This is a genomic window from Marinobacter sp. MIT930201, from assembly GCF_047122665.1.
Lineage (GTDB): Bacteria > Pseudomonadota > Gammaproteobacteria > Pseudomonadales > Oleiphilaceae > Marinobacter > Marinobacter salarius.
Genome location: NZ_CP138916.1, coordinates 732293 through 757494, shown reverse-complemented (window position 1 = coordinate 757494; position 25202 = coordinate 732293). Strand labels below are relative to the sequence as shown.

General features: G+C 57.8%; 18 protein-coding genes. 10 read left to right on the top strand and 8 right to left on the bottom strand.

The window, feature by feature from the left end; all coding sequences use genetic code 11:
* The first annotated feature begins 187 nt into the window (after nucleotides 1–187).
* Complete coding sequence (locus tag SIC19_RS03525) at nucleotides 188–2071, top strand: diguanylate cyclase (protein WP_226909902.1); 1884 nt, start codon at nucleotides 188–190, stop codon at nucleotides 2069–2071.
* On the opposite strand, the gene SIC19_RS03520 is transcribed toward SIC19_RS03525, so the two are convergent.
* The 3 genes from SIC19_RS03520 to SIC19_RS03510 form a co-directional block, all read right to left on the bottom strand.
* A complete protein-coding gene (locus SIC19_RS03520; protein WP_227662311.1) occupies nucleotides 2061–3527 on the bottom strand; it encodes an amidase in 1467 nt (488 codons plus the stop codon). The two genes, SIC19_RS03525 and SIC19_RS03520, sit on opposite strands and share 11 nt — an antisense overlap.
* A 140-nt stretch (nucleotides 3528–3667) precedes the next feature.
* Nucleotides 3668–4438, bottom strand: coding sequence for a co-chaperone DjlA (gene djlA, locus SIC19_RS03515; RefSeq protein ID WP_036204533.1), 771 nt, complete (start codon nucleotides 4436–4438; stop codon nucleotides 3668–3670).
* Nucleotides 4439–4528: 90 nt separating this feature from the next.
* Entirely contained in the window at nucleotides 4529–7396 is a 2868-nt protein-coding gene (locus SIC19_RS03510; RefSeq protein WP_075195848.1) for an HD domain-containing phosphohydrolase, read from the bottom strand.
* 106 nt (nucleotides 7397–7502) lie between these two features.
* Here SIC19_RS03510 and alkB point away from each other — a divergent pair, with 106 nt between their 5' ends.
* Nucleotides 7503–8153 carry a DNA oxidative demethylase AlkB gene (alkB, locus tag SIC19_RS03505; RefSeq protein WP_075195847.1) on the top strand — a complete coding sequence of 217 codons (651 nt, stop codon included), beginning with the start codon at nucleotides 7503–7505 and terminating at the stop codon, nucleotides 8151–8153.
* Here the strand turns inward: alkB and SIC19_RS03500 are convergent.
* Nucleotides 8123–9022 carry a LysR family transcriptional regulator ArgP gene (locus SIC19_RS03500; RefSeq protein ID WP_075195846.1) on the bottom strand — a complete coding sequence of 300 codons (900 nt, stop codon included), beginning with the start codon at nucleotides 9020–9022 and terminating at the stop codon, nucleotides 8123–8125. The two genes, alkB and SIC19_RS03500, sit on opposite strands and share 31 nt — an antisense overlap.
* Nucleotides 9023–9105: 83 nt before the next feature.
* Here SIC19_RS03500 and SIC19_RS03495 point away from each other — a divergent pair, with 83 nt between their 5' ends.
* The 4 genes from SIC19_RS03495 to SIC19_RS03480 all read left to right on the top strand — a co-directional run bounded on the left by SIC19_RS03495 (nucleotide 9106) and on the right by SIC19_RS03480 (nucleotide 13977).
* Nucleotides 9106–9726: a LysE/ArgO family amino acid transporter gene (locus SIC19_RS03495; RefSeq protein WP_007151886.1), complete on the top strand. Its 621-nt coding sequence runs from the start codon at nucleotides 9106–9108 to the stop codon at nucleotides 9724–9726.
* Between the two features lie 246 nt (nucleotides 9727–9972).
* Entirely contained in the window at nucleotides 9973–11460 is a 1488-nt protein-coding gene (locus SIC19_RS03490; protein WP_036204539.1) for a SulP family inorganic anion transporter, read from the top strand.
* 1 nt (nucleotide 11461) lies between these two features.
* Nucleotides 11462–12388 carry a universal stress protein gene (locus tag SIC19_RS03485; protein WP_075195845.1) on the top strand — a complete coding sequence of 309 codons (927 nt, stop codon included), beginning with the start codon at nucleotides 11462–11464 and terminating at the stop codon, nucleotides 12386–12388.
* Entirely contained in the window at nucleotides 12388–13977 is a 1590-nt protein-coding gene (locus SIC19_RS03480) for a phospholipase D family protein (protein WP_226909901.1), read from the top strand. The genes SIC19_RS03485 and SIC19_RS03480 overlap by 1 nt, the downstream gene beginning before the upstream one ends.
* A gap of 20 nt (nucleotides 13978–13997) precedes the next feature.
* Here SIC19_RS03480 and SIC19_RS03475 read toward each other — a convergent pair whose 3' ends face one another.
* Nucleotides 13998–15182 carry an NAD(P)/FAD-dependent oxidoreductase gene (locus SIC19_RS03475; protein ID WP_075195844.1) on the bottom strand — a complete coding sequence of 395 codons (1185 nt, stop codon included), beginning with the start codon at nucleotides 15180–15182 and terminating at the stop codon, nucleotides 13998–14000.
* Nucleotides 15183–15390: 208 nt separating this feature from the next.
* Complete coding sequence (locus SIC19_RS03470; protein WP_075195843.1) at nucleotides 15391–16200, bottom strand: PhzF family phenazine biosynthesis protein; 810 nt, start codon at nucleotides 16198–16200, stop codon at nucleotides 15391–15393.
* Between the two features lie 190 nt (nucleotides 16201–16390).
* Here SIC19_RS03470 and SIC19_RS03465 point away from each other — a divergent pair, with 190 nt between their 5' ends.
* Nucleotides 16391–17809, top strand: a complete 1419-nt coding sequence (locus SIC19_RS03465; RefSeq protein WP_075195842.1) for a PLP-dependent aminotransferase family protein — start codon at nucleotides 16391–16393, stop codon at nucleotides 17807–17809.
* 7 nt (nucleotides 17810–17816) lie between these two features.
* Here the strand turns inward: SIC19_RS03465 and SIC19_RS03460 are convergent, their stop codons facing one another.
* Nucleotides 17817–18455 (bottom strand): response regulator transcription factor, encoded by a 639-nt coding sequence (locus tag SIC19_RS03460; RefSeq protein ID WP_075195841.1) that lies wholly within the window; start codon nucleotides 18453–18455, stop codon nucleotides 17817–17819.
* The gene (locus tag SIC19_RS03455) at nucleotides 18448–19953 is read right to left on the bottom strand and encodes a sensor histidine kinase (RefSeq protein WP_036204553.1); all 1506 of its coding nucleotides are present in this window, start codon (nucleotides 19951–19953) and stop codon (nucleotides 18448–18450) included. The genes SIC19_RS03460 and SIC19_RS03455 overlap by 8 nt, the downstream gene beginning before the upstream one ends.
* A 145-nt stretch (nucleotides 19954–20098) precedes the next feature.
* On the opposite strand from SIC19_RS03455, the gene SIC19_RS03450 reads away from it, so the two are divergent.
* The 3 genes from SIC19_RS03450 (at nucleotide 20099) to ltrA (ending at nucleotide 25137) form a co-directional block, all read left to right on the top strand.
* A complete protein-coding gene (locus tag SIC19_RS03450; RefSeq protein WP_041334713.1) occupies nucleotides 20099–21727 on the top strand; it encodes an acyl-CoA synthetase in 1629 nt (542 codons plus the stop codon).
* 92 nt (nucleotides 21728–21819) lie between these two features.
* A complete protein-coding gene (locus SIC19_RS03445; RefSeq protein WP_041334715.1) occupies nucleotides 21820–23196 on the top strand; it encodes a solute carrier family 23 protein in 1377 nt (458 codons plus the stop codon).
* Between the two features lie 549 nt (nucleotides 23197–23745).
* Nucleotides 23746–25137 (top strand): group II intron reverse transcriptase/maturase, encoded by a 1392-nt coding sequence (gene ltrA / locus SIC19_RS03440; RefSeq protein ID WP_412535514.1) that lies wholly within the window; start codon nucleotides 23746–23748, stop codon nucleotides 25135–25137.
* Nucleotides 25138–25202 lie beyond the last annotated feature (65 nt).

Sequence of the window (25202 nt, the reverse complement as noted above, 5' to 3'; positions counted from 1 at the left end):
CTGTCCACTTTGAAGTCATAAGAGTAGGACATGGGTCGTCACCAGCGTTCGGAAGTACCGCAGTTAGTTAGGCTTTATTGTCTGATTGAGTCATTTTAAAGGCGCCTGCGGCGAAATGCCGGTTTCTGGTTTATGCTGGTAGCGAAAAAACAACAAATTTATTGTCTCTCTTGAACTGGGAATATCTTTGCAAAAGGGTCTGACGCAGATTCTGTTCGCCATTATGCTGTTTGCGCTGCCTGCTCTGGTTTCAGCGGAGCCGGCGGTTTGGGACAGTTATGCCAAGCGGTTGGAGCTTCTCAGGTATGTGGAGTATTGGCAGGAACCCGCCGGCGCCGTTCCCCTGGATTCCGTGAGACAGCTTCCCGAAAGGGAGTGGCAGTCAAACGGAAAAGACAGCGTTAGCCTGGGATACGGTGATAAGGTTTACTGGTTCCGGGTAAATGTTCGCAACCCAGGGGCCGCCACGGCTCCCCTGTTCCTGGAAATCGGGTATCCGGTGTTGGACCATATCGAGGTCTATCTGCTCGAAGATGGCGAGCTTGTAAAACGACAGTTATTGGGTGATAAGCAGCCGTTCTACCAGCGCCCAATCTACCACCGCAATTTTCTTGTCCCGCTCTCCCTTTCACGTGACGACGAGCTCTCCATCTATCTTCGAGTGGACACCACCAGTTCCATGCAGGTGCCCCTGACCCTTTGGGATCAGGATGCTTTCTACGTGGCCGAGCAGGCCCGCAGCCTGTTCGAGGGCATTTACTACGGCATTGTGCTGGTGATGATCCTCTACAACTTGTTTGTGTATATGGCGGTTGGCGAGCGGAGCTTCCTGCATTATGTGGGGTACATTTCGGCCATGCCCCTGTTCCTGGCGAGCCTGCATGGCGTTGCTTTCCAGTATCTCTGGCCGGAGGCTACCTGGTGGAATGACCAGGCGATCACCGTGTTCCTCAATCTGGTCGTGCTGTTTGGCGGCACCTTTAGCCTTCACTTTCTCAATGTGACGTCAGCCAACCACCCGTTTCTCAACAGACTGACGGTGGGGATTGTCGTTATGGCTGGTGTGATGGCAACGGCGGGATTGCTGGTTCCGTATCGACTCTTGATCCTGCCGACCATTCTGCTTGCTTTCCTGGGCTGCACGACCATGCTGGTGCTCAGCATTGTGCGCTGGCTGAAAAAGGACCCCGCAGCGAGGTACTACGCGTTGGCCTGGGTGTTTATGCTTTTCGGAGGGATTGTCCTGGCGCTGAGCAAGTTCACCGTGTTGCCACGCAACCTGCTGACGGAGAACGCAACCCAGGTGGGCTCCGCCATGGGCGTCATTCTGTTATCGATGGCGCTGTCAGACCGGCTCAACAGGGAAAAGAAGCGTGCTTTCGAGGCCCAGCAGCGCCTGTTGCTTGAAGAACGCAAAGCCAGGATGGCTCAGGAAAAGTCCCTTCGTATTCAACAGGAAGCCAATACGTTACTTGAACAGAGAGTACAGGAGCGCACCCGGGACCTCGAGTCGCTCAACGATCAGTTGCGCGAACTCAGTGCCACCGACGCGCTCACCGGGCTCAAGAACCGTGGTCACTTTGACCGTACCTTCAGCTCGGCGGTGGTGAAGGCGTATCGATTTAGTCAGCCATTGTCACTGCTGCTTCTGGATATCGATCATTTCAAGAAGTTCAACGACACACATGGTCATCTGGTCGGCGACGATTGCCTGCAGATGGTGGCCAACTGTATCCGCGACTATGTCACGCGCCCACAGGATTTGGCTGCCCGCTACGGCGGCGAAGAGTTTGTGGTTCTGTTGCCGGATACCCCGAAAGAGGGGGCGCTGAGAGTGGCCGAGAAAATCCGGAGCCGGATTGAGGAAACCGGGTTCCGGGTGTCGGATGAAGTCTTGCACCTGACGGTGAGTATTGGTTTGTGTGCCGTCTGTCCCAGCCAGGCGGATGCCACCAAAGACATCTTCAGTTGGGCCGATGGGGCCCTCTACGAGGCCAAGGGGCGTGGGCGGAATCAGGTCGTCGTCTGCGAGCCCCCCTCCGTTCAGGGAGCGGAACCTGTCATGACCTGATGGGCTGGCTGTCTATCCTGGGCCAGTTCATCGTCTCCTCCAGCAAAAACGCCAGTTCCAGCAGTGTCTGCTCACCCCCGTGCTTACCCATCAGCTGAATAGAAACCGGCAGACCCTGCTCAGTGAGGCTGGCTGGCAGCGAAATGGCGGGTGCGCCGGTGGCGTTGGCCAGTGGCGTAAAGCTGACGTATTGGGTCAGGCGGTCGAACAGGGTATCAAAGTCGACCGTGGGGCTCAGGTAGCCGATTTCGGGCGTGGTGTGACCCAGTACCGGAGTGAGAATGGCATCGTAACTGGCCATGGTGCGAGCGTAGTCCTGATACGACCGGTGCAGGCGCCAGAGTGCCGCCGGTAATTTGTAGAACTGCCTCCGGAAGGCTTTGTCCAGCCCAAGGGTTAGCCCGTCCAGCTGTGACTTGTCAAAACTAGGGTGAATCAACCGCTTGCCATTTGCGCGCACACCAAAGGCCAGCATTCCCCAATAGAGCGCAAAATCATCAGGGAAAGATGAGGCAACGGGAACTCCTACCGGTTCCACCTTGTGGCCAAGCTTTTCGAGTAGTTGTGCTGTATTTTCAACGGCTGCGCGGGTCTGACTGTCGGTGGCGTGACCGTTGATGGAGTCGGTCACCAGGCCAATACGGAGTGAGCGTGTGGCGGGGCGCTCTACCTTTCCTATGGCCGGGAGTTTCGGGTTTCGGAAAAAGCGTTCCGCTCCGTGATAGAAGTTGGCGGTATCCCTGACCGTGCGCGTTACCACACCATCACTGACGATATTGATGGGGAGTGTTTTAGCCGCATCGTTGTCGATCAGCCGTCCCCGGGTAGGTTTCAACCCCACCAGCCCACAACAGGCGGCTGGAATGCGGATGGAGCCACCGCCATCGTTGGCGTGTGCGATGGGGATGACACCTGCGGCAACCAGCGCCGCGGAACCTCCTGATGAAGCACCGGTGGAATATTGAAGGTGCCAGGGGTTGCGGCTTGGGGTGTCATGGGCGGGTTCGGTGGTTGCATTGAAGCCGAACTCAGGCAGGGTGCTTTTGCCAAAACACACCAGGCCCTGGGCCAGCAACTGACGGGCGAAAGGGCTGGTTTCGTCGGCCGGGTGGGAATGGATGGCCGCAGTGCCATGGGAGGTGGGGAATCCCTTCACCTCGGTGTTGTCTTTGATCACCGTGGGAACGCCCGCAAAGATGCCAGGCACCGTTTTTGCAGCCGGAGTTTTATTTGCGATCATGCCGGCACCGTCGTCCGGAATGGGGGTAACCAGGCCATGGATAAAGGGTTCGGCTATTCGCGCCCGGGCCAGGGTAGCCTGGAGGACTTCGCCGGCTGATACGTCGCCGTTGTGAATCAGTTCGGCCAGCCCGGTGGCGTCGTGCCGGCCCAGCAGATCGTCACTGAACGTGTGCATTGATTGCGGGTGGGGTTGCAACGGATGTTGGGCGGTCAAAGCAGATACTCCGTGTTGTTTTCGGGACTGTATCCACTGTATATAAAACCTAAACGTGACGATATGTCATATCAGGAAATTGCATCGCGGCGCACGACAAGTAGAGGGGATGTAAGTAAAGGCCCTCGCCGGGCCTTTCGTTAGTTGCGGGCGTCCTTTATTACGTCGTAGGCGTGGCTGATCTCACGGGTGCGCTCTTCTGCCATTTCCCGCATGCTTTCCGGCAGGCCGCGCCCAGCCAGTTTGTCCGGATGATTCTCGCTCATCAGTTTGCGGTAGGCTTTCTTGATCTCGGCGTCGCTGGCGGAGGGCGACACCCCGAGAACCTTATAGGCATCGTCGATCTGGCTGGCGGACGATGGTTGGCCAGACGCACCTGCCTGGCCGGCGTGAGCGCCCCTCAACATGGCTTCCAACTGGTCTACCTGGGCCTCGGGCAGTCCCAGCCCCCGGGCAATACGCACCAGCATCTCATGTTCGGCCGGGTGGACCACACCATCGGCGGCAACGGCAGACACCTGTACCTGAAGGAACATCTGCAGTAATGCGGGCTGGCGGCCACTCACCCGCAGGAAGTGTTGCAGTTCCGCATCCAGGTCGAAGTCATTGGCCTTGCCACGGTTGAAGGCAGCCTTGGCGCGCTCCCGGTGTTCGCCGGAGAGACGAAACCGATCGAACAGGCGTTCCGCCACCTGGATCTCATCGCGAGTGACAACGCCATCGGCTTTACACAGGGCGCCCATCACCGCAAACACGGATTCCAGGAAGTCCGTCTGCACATTGCGCAGTTTTTGCCACAGACGGCTCTTGATGTATCGGGTCAACAGTACGCCTGCCACAGCGCCAATCAGAAGGCCGGGAAAGCGGCCAAACAGGTAGCCGATCAAACCGCCGATAAACAGGCCGAACATGTCAGTGTCCTTTTCAAGTGTTTAAAACTGCGCAAAGTATACGGGTTTCGGCGAAGAATTCGAAAATAACCCGTCGCGATGGAGGAATGTTCATGTCAGAAAGCGTTCTTCATTCACGGCGTCGATTTGTTCCGGACGCAGGTGTTGCTCTGCGTATCGGCGGTAGATACCTGTCTGGACGAACAACTGGAACACCGCCCGGTCGATGTGTCCGTCATTCACCATTCTCTGCATGATGGTCAGGGATTCGGTCAGTGTCTTGCCCTCCTTGTAGGGGCGGTCCACGGCGGTCAGCGCCTCGAAAATATCCGCCACCGCCATGATCCGCTCGGGAATGCCCATGTCGTCTGCGTTCAGCCGGCAGGGGTAACCTTGTCCATCCATGCGTTCATGGTGGGTGCCTGCCAGGTGGGGCACGTTCGCAAGTCTGTCAGGTAGGGGCAGGGCGTCCAGCATGCAGATGGTCTGTACGATGTGGTCGTTGATCCGGAAGCGTTCCTCGGGGGTCAGGGTTCCTTTTGCCACGGTCAGGTTGTGGAGCTCACCCTGATTAACGGCATGTTCTGGAAGTGTCATGTCGAATCCCCACCGGTTCCGTGGGTCGTCTTTGGTGACGGGCGGTTTGTGCGCACCCCAGGGACGAAGGTGGCCGGGTTTGTCTGCCAGCAGAGGTTCTGTAGCAGGTGGCGTCTGCTCCGGTGTGCCAGTCAAAACCTGCTTTTCGTCGCCGGACAATCCCAGCCTGTCACTGAAATGACGCACCCAGGTGCGTTGGCCGATCTGTCGGATGTGCTCTATGTCGTCCTCCGACATGAATTCGCCACCAGTGTTGGCGTTGGCGACTGCGCGAAAGGCTTCCTGCAGCTCTTCCTGTTCCCGATCCCGGTCGGTTTCCGCCTGCTGAGAACTCTCGCCAGCCAGTTGCCTTTTCAGGCACCGAATCTCCGCATCCCGATGCAGAACTTCAAAGCGGGTGCGAATCTCATGGATGCGGTTGTAGATCGTTTCCAGTTTGACGGCCTTGTCCACCACATGCTCGGGGCTGGTGATCTTTCCACAGTCGTGAAGCCACGCTGCCAGGTGGAACTCGTAGCGCTCGTCGTCGTTCATGGTGAAGTTGGCAAAGGGTTCTGCGGGGCTCTGGATAGCTTCATCGACCATCATCTGGGCGAGTTTTGGTACGCGGTCGCAGTGGCCACCCGTATACGGTGACTTGGCATCAATGGCGTTGGCAACCAGGCGAATGATGCCCTCAAGCAACGCCTGCTGGCTTTCAATCAGTTCACGGGTTTCGATCGCAACGGCGGCGGAGCCGGCGATCTCATCGACGAATACGATCAGGTCGTCGCTAAGGTGGGTGTGCTCACCATGCTCCATTTCGATAACGAGGGCCCCAATCAACTGTTTGCGCCGGTTTCTGAGAATGGCGAATACCGGATGGCCGGAAAGGGCGTTACGGAGCGCCCTTATCACGTCGTTGTCGTCGTCCTTGGCGTTGACGCCGGTGATGGTCTCCGGCGGGTGTATGCCACAGTCCACGGCTAGCGAGAGCTCGCTGTTTTGGCGGCTCATCAGGTAGATGGCGCCCCGGGTCTGTCCGAGAATGTGCACGATCTGTTGGAGGATATCCTGCAAAAGACTATCCAGGTCCTGGCCCCGATTGAGTGCGGTGGCAATACTTTGGAAGCTGCGGATCGTACTGGCCATATCGTCCAGGGCGACGCTGAGTTGACGCGCTTCGCGAATATGGGAATCAACGGAAATGGGCGTATCGAAACGAAAACGGGAGAGTGCCCCCACCCGGCGTGTCAGTAATTCCAGCGGCCTGCCCACACGACGGCCCAGGAACCAGCCGATGATCAGCAATAAAAGTGCAATGGCACTTGCAAGGATAGTCTGACGGGTCAGGGCCGCCCAGACATCGGCCAATAGTTCGTCGGCGGGAATGGCCACGGCAATTTTCAGATTCTCCTGATTCAGGGAATCAAGGGGCTCGGTCATGCCGTACCAGTCGCGGTTTTCGGTGGTAAAGCGGTTTACCAATTCACTCGTGGCTTGCATGCCATCGCGTTCCAGGACGGCGTTGATGGCTCCGTCACTCAGCCCCTGTGGCTTTGCTGTGGTGGATGTTGTCCCGCTGTTGGTGGTATCAGGCCCTGTGTAGGCCAGGGGGGAACCCTCGGCATTGACGATGGCAATGCGGGTGCCGGGCGTCTGCCGCAGTTCGGCTAGCTGCGTGCTCAGGTCGGTGACAGTTACGTCGATGCCAAACACGGTGTTGCTGTCCATGCCCTTCGCAATGGCTTGCCGCCGGGAAAGGGTCAAACCGGTTTCACCCGTGGTAAAGAAAACATAGGGCGCGGTCAGTTCCGTCGTACCGGAGGCATTAGCGAGCTCGTACCAGCCACGATCTCTGGGATCAAAGCGGTAGTCGGATGGTGTGCGGCGCTCAAGAAGGGTGCGGTTGGCATCGTAGAAGTGCCACATGGGTTGCGGCCTTCCATCCTCGGCCCTGGTGATGGACTGGAGCAGGTATTGCGCATTGGTGGGTGCGTCAGGAAACTGCATGGCACCGGAGCTGCGTATCTTGCGTAGCAGGAAAAAATCGCCGTTGTCATAGCCAGCGTAAACGGCACTGACGATGTCGCTGCTATCTAGAATGTCGGCGATAACCGGCAGCCTGACCAGGCGTTGTTGCAATGTATCGGCGACGGCCAAAGGGTCATGGCTGAGGACCGCGAGGGCGGTTGACGGCGGGCCAGTGATGGTGCGGATACGGTCATCCACACTGACGGCAAGCTGGCGGGCCGTGGCACTGGCGGCGGTTATCTTGGCACTTTCCATGCCGCGAAAGCTTTGCCCGACCAGTACAATGGTGAGTGCCAGCATGCCGAGGGTGATTGTAGAGGCAATCAGAAAGGCAAGCGATACCTGTGCTGTCTGGCGGTTCCGACGCATGGTTCATCCTTAAACGGTGGTCTGGCGTAGCGAAGAGCATGGGACTGCACTGCCCTAAGGGTAGACGTTAAACTCCCGGTTTTCCTGATCATACGGTGAATGCGTAATGACCATGGATTTGTTCGAGTCATCTTCATCAGAGCCTTGGGTTGAGCCGCTCTGCGACGGGGCAGTTGTCCTTCGCCGTTTTGCCCGGGCCGAGGCCAGCGGATTGCTGGAAGCGATTTCAGGCGTGGCGGAACAGGCTCAGTTTCGGCAAATGCAGACACCCGGTGGCCACACCATGTCGGTGGCGATGACTTGTTGCGGAGACTGGGGCTGGGTGACGGATGCGCAGGGCTACCGGTATCAGCGAACCGATCCGCTTTCGGGGGAACCCTGGCCGTTGATGCCGGCCGTGTTTCGGTCCCTGGCGGTGAAGGCAGCAAGCGCGGGGGGCTACTCGGGGTTCGAACCGGACGCCTGCCTGGTGAACCGCTATGCACCTGGCGCCAAAATGGGGCTCCACCAGGACAAAGACGAGGACGACTTCGGTCAGCCGATCGTTTCTGTGTCCCTGGGCACGCCGGCGATGTTTCAGTTCGGAGGCGCCCGGCGCAGTGACCGGCCACAGCGAGTGCCCCTTGAGCATGGTGATGTTGTGGTCTGGGGCGGCCCGGCGAGGCTCCGCTACCATGGTGTGCTAACGCTCAAGCAGGCACAGCATTCGCTGACGGGCGCCTGCCGTTACAACCTGACGTTTCGCCGTGCGCGGTAATGGTGGGTGATGGCACCCTCAAGCGTGGTGGTTAAACGCTGTAGCAACTCCCCGCTGTGTCGCCAGAAGTGCCAGTAGAGTGGCACTTTCAGCTCATGACCCGGTGCAAGGTTGACCAGGCCCCCATTGTCCAGCCAATGACTGGCCTGGATTTGCGGAATCATGCCGTAGCCCATGCCGGCCCTGGCAAGCTGGACGAAACCTTCGGAGGAGGGGCACAAATGGTAGGGGAAACGGCCGTGGTAGCCACAGCCGGCCATGAATCGGTGCTGTAGCTGGTCGTTGGGGCCAAATACAATAGCCGGAGAGGTGGCGAAAGCTTCTGGTGTGATGCCATCCGGAAAAAACTGGCGAACATACTGTGGGGTCGCCAGCGGCATGTAGGTCATTTCCCCCAGTGCCACGCAACGCCCGCCAGCAATGGGCTGGCTGCTGCTGCACAGACAGGCGGCTACATCGCCATCGCGCATTCGCTTCAGGCCTACGTCCTGGTCCTCAATCACCAGATCGAGCAATAAACCCTCCCGGCTGCAGAACTCCCCAACCACAGCGGCCCACCAGGTGGCCAGGCTGTCGGCGTTGATAGCGATACGCAGGCGGGTGGTGTCCTCGGCAAGGGCGGGGATGGTTTTGCGCAGGTCCCTTTCCAGAAGCTGTACCTGCTGGAAGTGGTTCAGCAGCTTGTTTCCGGCCGGCGTTGCCTGCAGTTCCGGGTGCCGGACCAGAACCGGCTGGCCCAGGCGTACTTCAAGTGACTTGATGCGTTGTGATACGGCGGATTGCGTAAGCCCGAGGTTCTCCCCGGCACGCTCAAACCCACCGTTCTCGATCACCGCGGCAAGTGCCTGCAGAAGCTTGTAATCCAACATAAGAAATATTCATGGGATATAAGGTTTATGATTTTTAAGTATAGCCCTTACCCCTTAAGCTTCCAGCAAATTCGGAGGGAAATATGCTGACAAGTTATCTGACAGGGCTGCTGGTGTGCGGCGGCATCATCATTGCGATTGGCGCTCAAAACGCCTACATCCTGGGGCAGGCGATTCGCCGGGAACATCACTGGTATTGCGCCGGCATTTGCATGACGGCGGATATCTTGCTGTTCACGGCAGGCATGTTCGGCGTTAACGCCGCGTTGATGGCCGTGCCTGAAGCGCTGGACGTGATGCGCTGGTTGGGTGTGGCGTTCCTCAGCTGGCTGGCGTTGCTGGCCTTCGCTCGTGCTGCGAAAGGACGTGATGCCCTGGATGCCAGGAAAGCGGATGTTTCGAGCCTGCGGACCGTGGTGTTGACCACCCTGGCGGTAACGCTGCTGAATCCCCAGGTGTATCTGGATACCTTGTTGCTGATCCCTGCCATCGGCGCGCAACAGGCCAGCCCGCTGGTGTTTGTGGCCGGCGCCAGCAGTGCGTCTGTCATGTGGTTCTGCCTGCTGGCGTTCGGCGGGGCGGCGCTTTCCCCCTGGTTGTCGAGCCCTATGTCCTGGCGGTTCATTGATGGCGCCATTGGTTCCATGATGGCGATCATTGCCTTTCACCTCGCCAGCAACGGCCTGTCCGGACCGGTGGCGTAAACAGGGCCCGGTCTCCGGGCCCGCCGGTTACTTTTCCAGCACCGTTCTGGTATGCTTCGCCGCCTTTAATTCGCAGCTTATGAACGTACCTTAATGAACGTCCCCACGACAGTTACGACGATCACTCCGCCCTAGCGTCCTGTGCTCCCAGGTTTACGTCCTGATTGAACTCCGGTAGTCACATCATGAGGACTACAACCGGTTTTTACGTCCCGAATTTGTCCTCTCTGACTGGATACCAACGATATGGTGAACAAGCTTAAGGCCGACTGGCTTTCCAATATACGCGGCGATTTGCTTGCCGGCATTGTGGTGGCGCTGGCGTTGATTCCCGAAGCCATCGCTTTTTCCATTATCGCCGGTGTGGACCCGAAAGTGGGTCTGTATGCCTCGTTCTGTATTGCTGTGGTGATTGCCTTCGTCGGTGGCCGCCCCGGTATGATCTCCGCCGCGACAGGCGCTATGGCGCTGTTGATGGTGACTCTTGTAAAGGAGCACGGCCTGGAGTATCTGCTTGCAGCTACGCTGCTGACCGGGTTGCTGCAGATCGGCGCTGGCTATCTGAAACTCGGCGGCCTGATGCGCTTTGTGTCCCGTTCCGTGGTGACCGGGTTTGTGAACGCGCTGGCTATCCTGATCTTTATGGCGCAGTTGCCAGAACTGACTAATGTCACCTGGCACGTTTATGCGATGACCGCTGCCGGACTGGGTATCATTTACCTGTTTCCACTGGTGCCGGTCGTCGGCCGCATACTGCCATCGCCGTTGATCTGTATTGTCTCGCTGACCATCGTCGCGATGGTCTACAACATCGATATCCGCACGGTCGGTGATATGGGGCAACTGCCGGATACGCTTCCGATTTTCCTGTGGCCAGACGTGCCGCTGAACCTTGAAACCCTGATGATCATCCTGCCTTACTCCGTCGGTCTGGCCATTGTTGGCCTTCTGGAATCCATGATGACCGCCACCATTGTGGACGACCTCACGGACACAACCAGTGACCGTAACCGGGAGTGCAAAGGGCAGGGCGTTGCCAATATTGGCTCTGGCCTGCTGGGTGGCATGGCTGGTTGCGCGATGATTGGCCAGTCCATTATCAACATCAAATCCGGCGGCCGAACCCGGCTTTCCACGCTGACAGCGGGTGTATTCCTGCTGGTTCTCGTGCTGGTGCTGGACCAGTGGCTGGTACAGATTCCAATGGCGGCCCTCGTAGCCGTGATGATCATGGTGTCCATCGGTACCTTCAGTTGGGCGTCGATCAAGAACCTGAAAGAGCATCCCCTGTCCACCAACATTGTGATGGTGGTGACCGTTATTGTCGTCGTCGCCACGCACAACCTGGCCTTCGGCGTGCTGGCAGGCGTGCTTCTGGCGGCCCTGTTCTTCGCCAACAAGGTGGGCCATTACATGCTGGTGACGTCCGACTTTGACGAAGCGACTGACACCCGCACCTACAACGTTGTCGGACAGGTGTTCTTCAGTTCCTCGGAAAAATTCACGGAATCCTTTGATTTCAAGGAAGCAGTGGATAATGTGGTGATTGACCTGACCCGGGCGCACTTCTGGGACATTACGGCAGTGGGCGCTCTGGACAAGGCCGTTATCAAGTTCCGTCGCGAAGGTGCGGAGGTGGAGATCATCGGCCTGAATGAAGCCAGTGCCACCATTGTTGACCGCTTTGGAGTGCACGATAAACCCGACGCCGTTGACCAGTTGATGGCGCACTGATATGACACAAGCCAAGGAATTCAACGACGTAACCGGTCAGAATAACAACCACAAGGATCACCAAGGCGAGGTTGAAATGCTACGAGTAGTTGCCTGTATCGACGGCTCCCGGGCTGCACCGGCGGTGTGTGATTACGCTGCCTGGGCCAGCAAGCACATGGAAACCCCGATGACTCTGCTGCACGTCCTCGATGAGGAACGCTATCCAACAGAGCCGGACCTGGCTGGCAGCATCGGCTTGGGAAGCCGTGAACAGCTGATGGATGAGCTTGCCGAGCTTGACCGCAAGCGTTCCAAGCTGGCCCTGGAACACGGCCATCACATGCTCGATGAGGCTGAACACCGGGTGAAGGAACAGGGCATTGACGACGTGATCAAGCGCCAGCGCCATGGGGATCTGACGGAATCCCTGCTGGCCCTGGAAAACCAGACCCGTCTGCTGGTCATGGGGCTGCACGGTGAGAGCAGTTCAGACCGTGACGTACATGTGGGCAGCCAACTGGAAACGGTGATTCGTAGTGTCCACCGCCCGATTCTTCTGGTTCCGGACGAGTACGAGCAGCCAAAGAGCGCCATGCTGGCTTTTGACGGCAGCGCCACGGCGTTCAAGGGCGTGGAACTTCTGGCGGGTAGCCCGGTACTGAAAAGCATGCCGATTCATCTGGTGATGATTGGAGCGGACACCAATGACCGCTGGGAACAGCTCAAGAAAGCAGAGAAGATGCTGGGTGACCTTGGCTCCGACATCACCATCGCGATCCGTGGCGGGGATGTAGAGCCAACCCTTCACGCCTACCAGGAAGAACACGACATCGACATCCTGGTAATGGGTGCCTATGGTCATTCACGAATTCGGCAGTTCCTGGTGGGAAGCACCACAACCACCATGCTGAAAACCGCGAAAAAGCCGCTGGTGATCCTGCGCTAATGCTGAACCAGCGGCGCTCTGTTGCCGGGCTGATGTCGGCACGCTACTCTCTGTCAGGGCTGCTAGTGCTGCTAGTGCTGCTAGTGTTGCTGACAGGCTGTGCCGGCAGTTTACCGCCGGCCACTCATTCCGGAGCCGAAACCGCCGTGCTGACTGACGACAGTTTCCTTTCCAGCCAGTCCCGGCAACGGCTGGCTGATGCGAACGGTCAATCCGGTTATTACCTGCTGGATTCTGGTCAGGACGCCTTCCTGTACCGAGCCGCTATGATTGAGGCGGCTGAACACCGTATTGATGCCCAGTACTACATCTGGAATCGTGATGACTCCGGACTGCACCTGGCCGGCCGGCTGTTACTCGCAGCGGACCGTGGTGTTCAGGTCCGGCTGCTGCTGGATGACTTTAACGCCGAGGGGATCGGCGAATTGTTTGCTTCCCTGGATACCCACCCGAATATTCATATTCGCATCTTCAACCCAGCCAGAAACCGCAGTGGCTGGGGCCGATGGGTATCGTTCCTGATGGATTTCCAGCGAATAAACCGCCGAATGCACAACAAGACATTTGTGGTGGACGGGACTGCGGGCATTGTCGGTGGTCGCAACATTGGTGATGAATATTTCGGCTTCGATGAGAGCCGCTATTTCAGGGATCGCGATGTCCTTGCCCTGGGGCCGGTGGTTGAGGGTATGGCGGATAATTTCCAGGCGTACTGGAGCAGCCCCTGGGCTTACCCCGCATCCGATCTATACACATCCATGCCTACTGGCGCGGAGTTGGCCGAGACGCTGGAGGGGCTTCGGCAGCAGGCCATCGCACAACCCCGACTTCCCATCTCTGCCCCCACCGGGGCGGAACAGGGCAGGTCTGAACTGACCAGCGTGTTCAGCCGAATGACGATTGCTCAGGGGGAACTGGTGTTTGACCCTCCCCCTGAACATATGGACGCGCCATCCGAGACACCCAAACGCAGCGCACTGGCGTTGCAACGCCTGGCGCAGACAGCCACCCGGGAAATCCTGATCGAGTCCGCCTACCTCATTCTTGCCAGGGAACAGTTGCAGGCCCTGGGGGCCAGCGAGCGCCCGCAACTGGAGGTTGCCGCGCTGACCAACTCACTGGCTTCCAATGATCTGGTCACCAACCATGCCGGTTATGCCCGCTGGCGTCCCTACATGCTGGAGCAGGGCATAGACATCTACGAACTCAAGCCCGATGCCGAGGCCTGCCGGCAATGGCTGAGTGACGACGCCTTCTGCGCCACGGGCGAGGTCAGCCTGCACTCCAAATCAGTGGTTTTTGATCGCAGCACCCTGGTGGTGGGGTCCTTCAACGTTAACCTCCGCTCCATCTACCTCAACGGTGAAACCGTATTGATTATCCACAGTGCCGACCTGGCAGAGCGTGTGGCGGAGGATGTACGGCTGACCATGGCGCCCGGCAATAGCTGGGAGGTGGCTCTGGACGAGGACGGAGATCTCCAGTGGCGCAGCGGTGAGGCGGTATATGGCAGTGAGCCGACCGTCCATTGGTGGCGCCGGGCGAAGTCCGGGTTCTTGTCGTGGTTGCCTATCGAGAAGTACCTTTAGTCTGGGCTTTGCCCGGGGTGTCAGGCAGCGCTCCCTGCTGCCACGCCCGACGCCCAGGCCCATTGAAAATTATGCCCACCAAGATGGCCCGTCACATCCACCACTTCGCCAATAAAATACAGGTCTGGTCTGTCCATTACCGCCATGGTTTTTGATGACAGCTGGCGGGTATCCACGCCACCCAGGGTTACTTCGGCCGTTCGATAGCCTTCGGTGCCGGCAGGTTTGATGGTCCATTGATCCAGGGCGCGGGCCACCTGTTCTATGTCGCTGTTCTTATAGCCCTGCAGTGGGCCGGCCCAGCCGTGAACGTCGTTCAGGGCCTGGGCGAAGCGTTTGGGCAGGTGTTGCGCAAGGTACTGGGCCACCGTGGATTGCGGTTTTGATTTCCGTAGGTCGTGCAGGTCCTGTTCTACGTTGGTGGCGGGCAGCATGTTGACGCTCAGGCTGTCGCCGGGGTGCCAGAAGCTGGAAATCTGCAGCATCGAAGGGCCACTGAGCCCGCGGTGGGTGACCAGCATCGGTTCGCGGAAATGTTCGTTGTTGCAATGCACATCCACAGGGCAACTGACGCCGGATAGGGGCGCCAACTGTTCCTTCAGCTCCGGGTGCAGGGTGAAGGGCACCAACCCTGCCCGGGTGGGCAGTACGGCAAGCCCGAACTGTTTCGCAATATCGTAGCCAAAGCCGGTTGCGCCCATGGTGGGGATGGACAGCCCACCGCAGGCGATGACCAGGGATTCGCAGGTCAGGGTACCGCTGCTGGTTTGTAGCTGATAGCCGTGATCGACACCGCTGATTGTTTTAACGCTTGTCTTGAGCCGCACTTCCGCGCCAGCCCATTCGCATTCGGTGAGCAGCATATTGAGTATTTCCTTGCTGCTGTCCTTGCAGAATAGCTGCCCGGCGGCCTTCTCCTCGTGCTCGATGCCGTGGCGTTCCACCAGATCCAGGAAATGCTGGGGGGTGTAGCGTTTCAGGGCGGAGATGCAGTAGTGGGGATTGTCCGAGAGGAAGTTCGCCGGCGTGCTGTTGAGGTTGGTGAAGTTGCAACGGCCACCGCCGGACATAAGGATCTTCTTGCCGGGTTTGTTGGCGTGGTCGATCACCAGCACGCTACGGCCGCGGTAGCCTGCAGTTAGAGCGCACATCAGGCCTGCGGCGCCGGCGCCTATGATGATGACGTCGTAGCTCGCCGTGTTCATCTGATGTTGTCCCGCTGCAGGCCTACGGAGTTCCGGCACGGGTTGAGGGCGGTCAGGGATACGCGGTGAATGCGTCCCTGTACGCTCGACAAAAACATCCCTGTTTTTGACGATCCCTGACAGCTCTCAACCCGCGCCTTGCCAAACATCTGTGCTTGTACCGCCCCGCATGTATTAGTTGGGCGCAGTATACATTTTTGCGGAGACGTTAGGGCAGTTGCACGGAACCTTCCATATAAAACGCCGCCTGGCCCGCAATGGCGACGCGGTCGCCCTTCAGTTCACATCGCAGAACGCCGCCCCTTGCAGACACCTGGTGTGCCAACAGATGATTCTTGCCGAGTTTTTCGGCCCAATAGGGCACCAGAATACTGTGGATTGAGCCGGTGACCGGGTCTTCATCAATGCCGCCGCCGGGGGCGAAGTAACGGCTGACGAAGTCGCAGTCATTGCCAGGCGCAGTGATGATGACGCCCAGATTACCAAGTTCCTTGAGCTTGCGGATGTCCGGCTGCGCAGTTTTTACTGCCGCTTCGTCTCCGAGGACGATGAGGTAATTGGTGTCTTTGGGGACAAAGAACGAAGTGTTCGGGCAGCCTTCCAGGGCTTCCAGAATCAGGCTGGGTGTCGGGCGTTCCTCAAAGCCCAGATTGGGGAAATCCAGCTCCAGCCAGCCGTCGTCGGTCTGTTTCACTCCCAGGGGCCCGCTTTTGGACTGGAATCGGATTTGCCCCTTTTTCCAGTCGAGCTTGTTGAATAGGACCCAGGCGCTGGCGAGGGTGGCGTGACCGCATAGCGGCACTTCAATGCCTGGGGTGAACCAGCGTATGTGGAAGTCTTCGTCCGCTTCCTTGGGTAAGGGCACCAGAAAGGCTGTTTCCGAGAGGTTATTTTCCAGTGCCAGTTTCTGCATGGCGTCGTCCGGCAGCCACTCTTCAAGCGGCATGACGGCCGCGGGATTGCCGCTAAAAACCTGACTGGCGAAGGCGTCGACCTGATATATCGGTAGTGTTTTCATTCCCTTTCCTTTCGCGAGATTCGATGGATGATAGCCAGAGTCACCATTCTCCGTTTATGCAGACAACCATAACAGATTCAGATATTGTGATTTTGGACCGGTACAGGCCTTTCTATGTGACATCTGTACTGGTGAGAATCTGTTCGATCTGTACTGCAGCCATTCTGGATTGATCTGGCAGGATGAAGCGATGGGCATTCTCTATAATCAGGTAGCAGACCAGTTACACGCATTGATTCGTGATGGGGTTTATCGCGAAGGTGAGCGGTTGCCTGGTGTTCGGGCGCTCAGTCGCCAGTTTGGCGTGAGCGTGTCAACGGTGCTTCAAGCACACCAGACGCTGGAGGCCCGAGGCTACCTCGAAGCGCGAGAGCGCAGCGGCTATTTTGTGCATCTGCCCAGGCGGGATACACCAGAACCGGTGATGCAGAAGCACAAAGCCAAGCCGGTGCCGGTGAGTGCCCGTGACATGGCGCTTGATCTTTGTGCTGACGAAGAGAAGCGCATGGTGCCTCTGGCCGCTGCTGTGCCACATCCCGATTTTTTGCCCGTGCGGCAGATCCAGCATGCCACCCTCTGGGCTGCGCGGCGTGGGCTGGAAACATTAGACTATGCCTTTCCCGGCAAGATCGAGTATCGCCGTCAGGTGGCCCAGCGAATGGCCGCGTTGGGGATTATTACCACGCCCGACGACATTCTTGCCACCAACGGCGCCCAGGAAGCCATTATTCTTGCCCTGCAGGCGGTCACTTCGCCTGGGGATATCGTGGTTGTCGAGTCACCATCGTTCCCGGGCATCCTCCAGGCGCTGGACGTGGTTGGGCTCCGGGTCATTGAAGTGCCGACGCATCCTTCGGAAGGGCTGAGCCTGGAGGGATTGGAGCTGGCGCTGGAACAGTGGCCGGTGAAGGCATGCGTGGTGGTCCCCAATCACAGCAATCCCATGGGCGCGACGATGTCTGATCTTCGCAAGCAGCAGATGGTAAGGATGCTGGAAGCGGTGGGCGTTCCTTTGATTGAGGACGACATCTACGGCGATCTCTATTACGGCATGAATCGACCCAGACCGGCAAAGGTCTTTGATCGCACCGGCAATGTTATCTATTGCAACTCCTTCTCCAAGACCATTTCTCCGGGTTTACGGCTGGGATGGATGATGCCGGGAAAATACCTCGCCGAAGCACGGCAGCAGAAGTATTTCAGTAATCTGGGTACGGCGAGTGTGCCCCAGATTGCCGTAGCGCATTTCCTGGAGCAGGGCGGTTACGACCGATACCTGCGTTCAGCCCGGCAGCGTTACCGCGAGGCAACGGACCGTATGCGTGCGGCAGTAGGACGCTCCTTCCCGGAAGGTACGGCTGTCAGCCGTCCCCAGGGCGGTTTCGTGCTGTGGGTTCAGCTTCCGGGCACAGTGTCCGGTACAGAGGTGTTTCGCCGGGCGCGGGAGGAGAATATCAACGTGGCTCCGGGCCTGATGTTCTCCACCACCGACAAGTACGAAAACTGCCTGCGATTGAATGGTGCCAATCCCTGGAGTGAGCGGGTTGAGCAGGCCATTGCGCGCCTCGGTGCCATCGTAACGGCTGTGGCGGCTGAGTCCCGGGCCTGACTCGGGCCTATTTTTTCCGCAGGCTCATCGGATCCAGCAGGCCGATGGCAACCGCAATGCCCGTAACATCCGGCACGCGCTCCACACCTAGCCGTTTCATTACGCGCGCCCTGTACAAGTCAATTGTCTTCACGCCGATGCCCAGTTGCTCCGCTATTTCCCTGCTGGTGTATCCTTGTGCCAATGGCATGAATACATCCCGTTCCCGCCGTGTGAGAGAAGCGACAAGCGTGTCAGTGTGCTGGTCTCCACGTTGTTGACTATTGGTTTTCTGATGTTCCTGAAGGGCCTGCTGGACGCTATCCAGAAGAAGTTGTTCGTTGAATGGCTTCTCGATGAAATCAAAAGCCCCGGATTTGAAGGCGCGGACCACGATGGGCACATCCGCGTGTCCAGAGAGAAAGATGATGGGAAGTTGCGAGCCCCGTTTTTGAAGCTCTTCCTGAACGTTCAGGCCGCCGAGGCCAGGCATCCGTATGTCGAGGACCACGCAGCCGGTATGCTCCGGATTAACGGCGTTCAGAAATTGCCGGCCATCTGCATAAGGCTGCACGTGTAGGCCAACGGACTCCAGCAGCCACTGGGTGGACTCCAGCATGCCGGCATCATCGTCTACAACATAAACGGTATGGGCTGAATCACTCATCCTGGTCTGTCTCCCTAGGGTTGCCGGATTCATTCTTTTTGCAGTGGGGAGGAGGGAAGCGGCATATCAGTGTCAGGCCGCCACCGTCGGCTGGTTGTGCGTCCAGAAAGCCGCCATATCCCTCAATAATGGAGCGGCTCATGGAAAGTCCAAGGCCAAGTCCTTGAGGTTTGCTGGTATAGAAGGGCGTGAACATGTGTCGCAGGCCTTCCTCGTCAAGGCCCGTTCCGTGGTCAGTCACCTTGATCAGGGTCTCCTGCGCCGGTGTTATGCAGGTTTCAATCTTAATGTGAGATGGGGCGTTGTTATCCTGCCGGGCTTCGGTATTGGCGTCGATACCGTTGCGAATCAGGTTGATCAACACCTGCTCGAGTAAGACCGGGTCGGCAGTGAGTACGGGGTTGAGCGGCGTTAGGTTCTCCTGGATGACAACATTATGTTTGTCTGCATCCCATTGGCATAGTCGCTTGACGTTGGTTACCGCGTCATTGATGTTAACCGGCGCTGTGCGTTGCTGCCCCTTACGTAGAAAGGCCCGCAGTCGCTTGATGACTTCCGAGGCGCGGTTGGCGTGATGAGTGATTCGCTGCAGACCATCGTCCACCCGCTCGAGGTTCTCCGGGTACTCCAGGGCCAGTTTCAGATAACGCTGGCTTGCACTGGCAAAGTTAACGATCGACGCCAGTGGCTGGTTCATCTCGTGGGCGATACTGGATGCCAGTTCGCCCAGTGTCGCCAAGCGGGCAGTGTGGGCGAGTTCTTCGGCCAGTCGGCGGTTGTTTTCTTCCGACTTTACCCTTGCGGTAATGTCTCGTGAGACGCTGACGGCCTCGATCACTGCTCCGGTGTAGGTTTCCCTGATCGCCCGGCTGGCGATTTCAAACCATCGCTTGCTGCCGTCCCGGTGGGTGATCTCTATGGTCATGGTGGCGTAGCCTTCGTCCCGAAGCCGGTTACGGGCTTCCTCCATTTCGGCGCTGAAGGCATTGCTTCGGAATACCTCTTCAAGAGGTTTGCCCCTAAGTTCCTCAGGCCAGTACCCCAGCAGCCTCCAGGATGCCGGCGTGGCATCAATGAACCTGCCATCCGGTGCATGCCGGGAAATAAGGTCTGTAGTGTTTTCGGTAATCAATCGGTAAAGCCGGCTGGATCGGGTTGCCTCGTCCAGTTTCCGAATGTTGTCTGTGACATCCCGTCCCCGTGCCAGAATCTGGCGAGAGTCCTGGTCGGGAATGAACGTCCACGACAGGGTGGCCGAATGCAGACGACTCTCCACGCCTTCAATAGCGCGCCCCTGGGTAAGGCAGGCATTGATCAGAGCTGAGAAATTGACTGGTAGCAGTCTGATCGGGTTGTCGGTTCCGGTCTCCGCACACAGATCTTTCGCTGCCTGATTCAAGCCTAGCAGCTGGCCGTCGGAATCGAGTATAAGCCCTGCTTCAGGGTCGGAACTTGGCAGCTGGAAGGTTGTGATAGTGCTTCCTTGGTTATTTTTCATTTTAATATAGTAAATACACTATAATACATTGGTGTAATTTCTAGTAGTGTTGCTATAAAATAGTATCTCTATACCAGATATTGTAGCCCTTTTGGTAGACTTCTTTAATGCACCATAAGAATAATGACGCTTACAGGACCATACAATGACATCAATTTTTGATCAGGGCCTCGAGCCAGTCAGCGCCAATCACTCTGTCCTTTCCCCCATCGACTTTATTGAGCGTACCGCCAGTGTCTACCCGGACTATCCGGCAGTCATACACGGAGCCATTCGCTATACCTGGGGACAGACCTATGAACGGTGTCGCCGACTGGCCTCTGCGCTTTCCAGCAGGGGCATCGGTCGTGGCGACACGGTGGCGGCGATACTGCCCAATATTCCGGCGATGGTGGAATGTCACTTTGGCGTTCCGATGATTGGGGCTGTGCTCAACACTCTTAACGTGCGACTGGATGCTGAGGCCATTGCTTTTATGCTTGAGCACGCTGAAGCCAAAGTGGTGGTGGCCGATCGGGAGTTCGGTAGTGTGGTTCGCGATGCAATCAGTCGTCTGGACTCAAAGCCATTGGTCATTGACATTGACGATCCCGAATACGGTGAGGGTATCCAGGTGAGCGATCTGGATTACGAAGCGTTCCTTCAGGAAGGCGACCCGGAGTTCCAGTGGAACCTGCCTGAAAACGAATGGGATGCAATTTCACTGAACTATACATCAGGTACCACCGGGAACCCGAAAGGTGTGGTTTACCACCATCGTGGCGCTTATCTGAACAGTCTTGGCAATCAGGCCGTGTGGTCAATGGGCCAGCACCCCGTCTACCTGTGGACGCTTCCCATGTTCCACTGCAACGGCTGGTGTTTCCCCTGGACCGTCACGGCGATGGCAGGCACCCATGTGTGTCTACGGCGGGTGGACCCGGAGAAAATCCTCCAGCTGATTCGCGATCATCAGGTGACTCACATGTGCGGTGCGCCAATTGTGCTCAACGCTCTGTTGAATGTGCCAGAGTCTGCAAAAGCCGGAATTGATCACGAGGTGAAGGCGATGACAGCCGGTGCAGCCCCTCCTGCACAGGTTATCGGTGCCATTGAGGAAATGGGGATTGCGATTACCCATGTATATGGTCTCACCGAGGTATACGGCCCAGTGACAGTGTGTGCGTGGAAATCCGAGTGGGATGAGAAAACGCTGGATGAACGGGCCACGATCAAAGCACGTCAGGGCGTTCGTTATCAGACGCTGGCAGGCACGATGGTGGGCGAGCCAAGCACCATGGAGCCAGTACCTAAAGACGGTAAAACCATTGGCGAGATATTCCTGCGCGGTAACACCGTAATGAAGGGCTATCTGAAAAACCCCAAGGCCACTGAGGAAGCCTTTCGCGGCGGTTGGTTCCACACCGGCGATCTGGCTGTGTGGCACGAGGACGGTTATATGGAGATCAAGGATCGTCTGAAGGACATCATCATTTCGGGGGGCGAAAATATTTCTACCATTGAGGTGGAAGACGCTCTGTATCGCCATCCGTCGGTATTGGAGGCAGCGGTGGTTGCGCGTCCAGACGCCAAATGGGGCGAGACCCCTTGTGCGTTTATCACCTTGAAGCCGGAAGCCAGCGAAGTGAGCGAGGAGGATCTGATCGACTTCTGCCGTGAACGATTGGCTCGCTTCAAGGTGCCCAAGACGATCGTATTTAGTGACCTGCCAAAAACCTCAACCGGCAAGATCCAGAAATTCGTGCTGCGAGACCAGGCAAAAGAACTGGATTGATCTGGTGGTGTTATAGCCCGGCGACCGGGTTTGGAAACCGTTAACACAAAAACAACATGAGGTGCGGATGATTCCGCACCAGGAGACTTTTTATGCAAGTTTACCACCGTAAAAATGGGGAAGAGCAGCCATATTGGCCGGCTGGTCCATTCAAGATTCGACTGCCGTTTGTTCACTACCGTTGGGAGTTTGCCGAAATGGTGCAGGCGCTGATCATGTTCGTGGTCAGCCTTGCGATGATTCCGCTTCTGGAGAAGTACCTCGGTGTGCCCTACGACGTTGCGCTTGCCTACGTGGTGATTTGCGGCATCGGTTTCATGTTGCCAGCGTTACTCGGTGTTCCACTGATACCGGGCTGGATCACGCCGGGCATCCCTGTGGTGCTTCTCTTCCTGGGTGACTACGAGCCGGGTCCGGAGGCAATTAAAGCGTTGTTTGCGCTACAGTTCCTGGTGTTCATTATTTTCCTGGTGCTGGGGGTTACCCGCTTGGGGAGCAAGCTGGTGGAGCTGATTCCCCGTTCCATGAAGGGCGGCATTATTATTGGTGCCGGTATTGCCGCATTGATGGGCGAAATCGAAGCAGGTGGACGACTGGCTGAAACCCCCATTTCCCTGATTGTGGGCGGTCTGGTCTGTCTGTATCTGATGTTTTCGGTATCTTTCAAAGGGTTCGTCGACACCAGCAACATTGCCCGCAAGATTGCGAACTACGGAATGGTCCCGGGAATGGTCGTCGCCATCCTGGTGGGTTTTGCCACTGGTGAGTATGCCGTTCCAGACGTGGAGTGGGGCATTACCAAGCCGGCGTTTGACGAGCTGTGGAACTATCTGCCGTTTGCTGTCGGGTTTCCCGATGCCGAAGTGTTCATGTACGCCATTCCGACAGCGGTGATCGCCTATGTCATTGCCTTTGGTGACATCGTAGTTGGGCAGTCGTTGATGAACCGGGTGGATCACCTGCGAAAGGATGAGGAGATTGATAACAGCATTGATCGTGTACATCTCGTGACGGCTATCCGCAACGGTGGGCACGCTTTCTTTGCGCCATACCCCGGTCTTGCCGGCCCTATCTGGACGGCGGTTACCGCTACCATGGCTGAGCGTTATAAATATGGCCGTAACGCCATGGATTCCATCTACAGCGGTGGTGGTACGTTCTGGGTTACTGGTTTCATTGCCTTGTTTGTGTTGCCGTTGGTGAGCTTCTTCCAGCCAGTATTGCCGATTGCCTTGTCGTTGACTCTGCTTCTGACTGGCTACATCTGCCTAATGGTGGGGCTTGAGCAATTGGAGAACAACACTGAACGTGGTATCGCCGGTACCATGGGGGTGGTTCTGGCAGTCTATGGAGCGGGTTGGGGACTGGCCACCGGTGCCGTGCTGTATTTTCTTATCGAGCGCACCAAGCTGCTTGGATTTACCGCCGACCCGGAAGCGCCGGGTGTTAAGGCAACTGAAGAACATTAAGCCAGCAGCGTCTGATCTGCTTGAACGCACTTTACCCTTATGTGTCCTTGGAGGCATCGGCTTGGCCATGCCTCCTTTTTTGTTGTGCGCCAGGCATGGCGCGTAGCGCCTTGACGGGCGCTGTTCCGGTTCAGGTGGTGCTGGCCGGATGACTTGGGGGTGCAAGTCCCCTGTGGACCCGGCAAGGGGAACCACTAGCCGGACGGCAAGGGTGTCCATCGTGAGATGGAATCTGAAGGAAGCCGCAGGCAAAGCACTGGCCTGACGAACAGAAATCGCATATGAGGCGGTCACACCGGGTAAGGCGTCAACTATCGTCAAAGCCCTGTACTTGCACGGAAGGTGTGGACGTAAATGCGGCGGGCATAAGTGTGAAGGTCACGCGTCTTACCCTGGGAAGTCTGGTTCTCTGCCGCTGTGCTACTCACTTCGCGAGAGGTGGGGATGGGGAGCCAGAACTCAGCCGAGGTCATAGTAGGTGCGTTACCGCGTACTGAAGGACCGAACATGGTTGGCCGTTAGTAGACGGTGAGTTCTCGTGATGTGCTTATGAAGACAGAAGCGACCCGGATGGGTCAGGGCATTCAGGAAGGGGTTGGGCGGAACCCGGCAGGTACTGAGGCCCGTGTCGAGGCAGGCGCGGGGGCTCACCCGTGGACGAACGCGGAGCCGAACGCGCTGATGGAGCAGGTGCTTGAGCGCCCGAACCTGATGCGTGCGTATCAGCGGGTGGTGTCCAACAAAGGGGCGGCTGGCGTCGATCAGATGCCGGTAACAGCCCTGAAGGGCCACCTGCAACAGCATTGGCCAACACTGCGCGAGCGGCTGTTGGCCGGAGACTACCATCCTCAACCGGTACGCCGGGTCAGCATCCCCAAGCCGCAAGGCGGGGAACGGATACTGGGTATTCCGACGGTGCAGGATCGCCTGATCCAGCAAGCACTTCACCAAACACTGAGCCCGATGCTGGAGCCGACCTTCTCGGATCACAGCTACGGGTTCCGTCCTGGTCGAAGTGCCCATCAGGCGGTCAAGGCGATGCAACGGCATATCAACGACGGCCACCGCTGGGTGGTCGATCTGGATCTGGCCCAGTTCTTCGACCGGGTCAATCACGATGTGCTGATGAGCCTGCTGGCTCGTCACATCACTGACCGGCGGATACTCACCCTGATCCGGCGTTACCTGCGAGCAGGCATGCTGTCAGGCGGGCTGGTCAGCCCGAGGGGGGAAGGGACGCCACAAGGCGGTCCCTTATCTCCTCTGCTGTCCAATGTGCTTCTGACCGAACTGGATCGGGAGTTGGAACGCCGGGGGCACCGGTTCTGTCGTTATGCGGATGATTGCAACCTCTACGTTCGCAGCCGACGAGCCGGTGAACGGACCATGACCAGCATTACCCACTACCTGGAAACGCACCTGCGCCTGACGGTGAATACGGCGAAGAGTGCCGTGGATCGCCCCTGGCGCCGGAGCTTTCTGGGTTACAGCGTGAGCTGGCATAAACGTCAGGTCCGGTTGAGAGTCGCGCCCAAAAGCCTGAAGGCCTTCATGGCCAAGCTTCGCCCCCTGCTGAAACGGTCACGGGGACAGTCGTTGACGACCACCATCCGGAACCTGAACCCGGTGCTGAGAGGCTGGGCAAATTACTATCGCCTGACCGCCTCGAAGCGTTCGGTCGAAGCCCTGGATGGCTGGATAAGACGGCGGCTTCGCCTGATCCTGTGGCAGCAGTGGAAGCGGACCCGCACGCGGGCCCGCAACCTGGTACGGCTAGGCTTGACTGAGATAAGGGCTTGGAGGAGCGCGACCAATGGTCGTGGACCCTGGTGGAACAGCGGTGCGTCTCATATGAACGCGGCCCTGCCTAAGAGGGTATTCGACCGTCTGTCTCTGGTAAGCTTGCTGGATACGATGACTCGGCTTCAGAGCCGACCATGAACCGCCGTGGTACGGAACCGTATGCCCGGTGGTGTGAGAGGACGGGGGAGATAACTCCCCCTCCT

Coding starts and splice junctions, on each gene's coding strand:
- ltrA (WP_412535514.1), top strand. CDS start 23,746: ATGAAGACAGAAGCGACCCGGATGGGTCAGGGCATTCAGGAAGGGGTT.
- SIC19_RS03465 (WP_075195842.1), top strand. CDS start 16,391: ATGGGCATTCTCTATAATCAGGTAGCAGACCAGTTACACGCATTGATT.
- alkB (WP_075195847.1), top strand. CDS start 7,503: ATGACCATGGATTTGTTCGAGTCATCTTCATCAGAGCCTTGGGTTGAG.
- SIC19_RS03500 (WP_075195846.1), bottom strand. CDS start 9,022: ATGTTGGATTACAAGCTTCTGCAGGCACTTGCCGCGGTGATCGAGAAC.
- SIC19_RS03495 (WP_007151886.1), top strand. CDS start 9,106: ATGCTGACAAGTTATCTGACAGGGCTGCTGGTGTGCGGCGGCATCATC.
- SIC19_RS03485 (WP_075195845.1), top strand. CDS start 11,462: ATGACACAAGCCAAGGAATTCAACGACGTAACCGGTCAGAATAACAAC.
- SIC19_RS03510 (WP_075195848.1), bottom strand. CDS start 7,396: ATGCGTCGGAACCGCCAGACAGCACAGGTATCGCTTGCCTTTCTGATT.
- SIC19_RS03490 (WP_036204539.1), top strand. CDS start 9,973: ATGGTGAACAAGCTTAAGGCCGACTGGCTTTCCAATATACGCGGCGAT.
- SIC19_RS03470 (WP_075195843.1), bottom strand. CDS start 16,200: ATGAAAACACTACCGATATATCAGGTCGACGCCTTCGCCAGTCAGGTT.
- SIC19_RS03460 (WP_075195841.1), bottom strand. CDS start 18,455: ATGAGTGATTCAGCCCATACCGTTTATGTTGTAGACGATGATGCCGGC.
- SIC19_RS03445 (WP_041334715.1), top strand. CDS start 21,820: ATGCAAGTTTACCACCGTAAAAATGGGGAAGAGCAGCCATATTGGCCG.
- SIC19_RS03475 (WP_075195844.1), bottom strand. CDS start 15,182: ATGAACACGGCGAGCTACGACGTCATCATCATAGGCGCCGGCGCCGCA.
- SIC19_RS03455 (WP_036204553.1), bottom strand. CDS start 19,953: ATGAAAAATAACCAAGGAAGCACTATCACAACCTTCCAGCTGCCAAGT.
- SIC19_RS03450 (WP_041334713.1), top strand. CDS start 20,099: ATGACATCAATTTTTGATCAGGGCCTCGAGCCAGTCAGCGCCAATCAC.
- djlA (WP_036204533.1), bottom strand. CDS start 4,438: ATGTTCGGCCTGTTTATCGGCGGTTTGATCGGCTACCTGTTTGGCCGC.
- SIC19_RS03480 (WP_226909901.1), top strand. CDS start 12,388: ATGCTGAACCAGCGGCGCTCTGTTGCCGGGCTGATGTCGGCACGCTAC.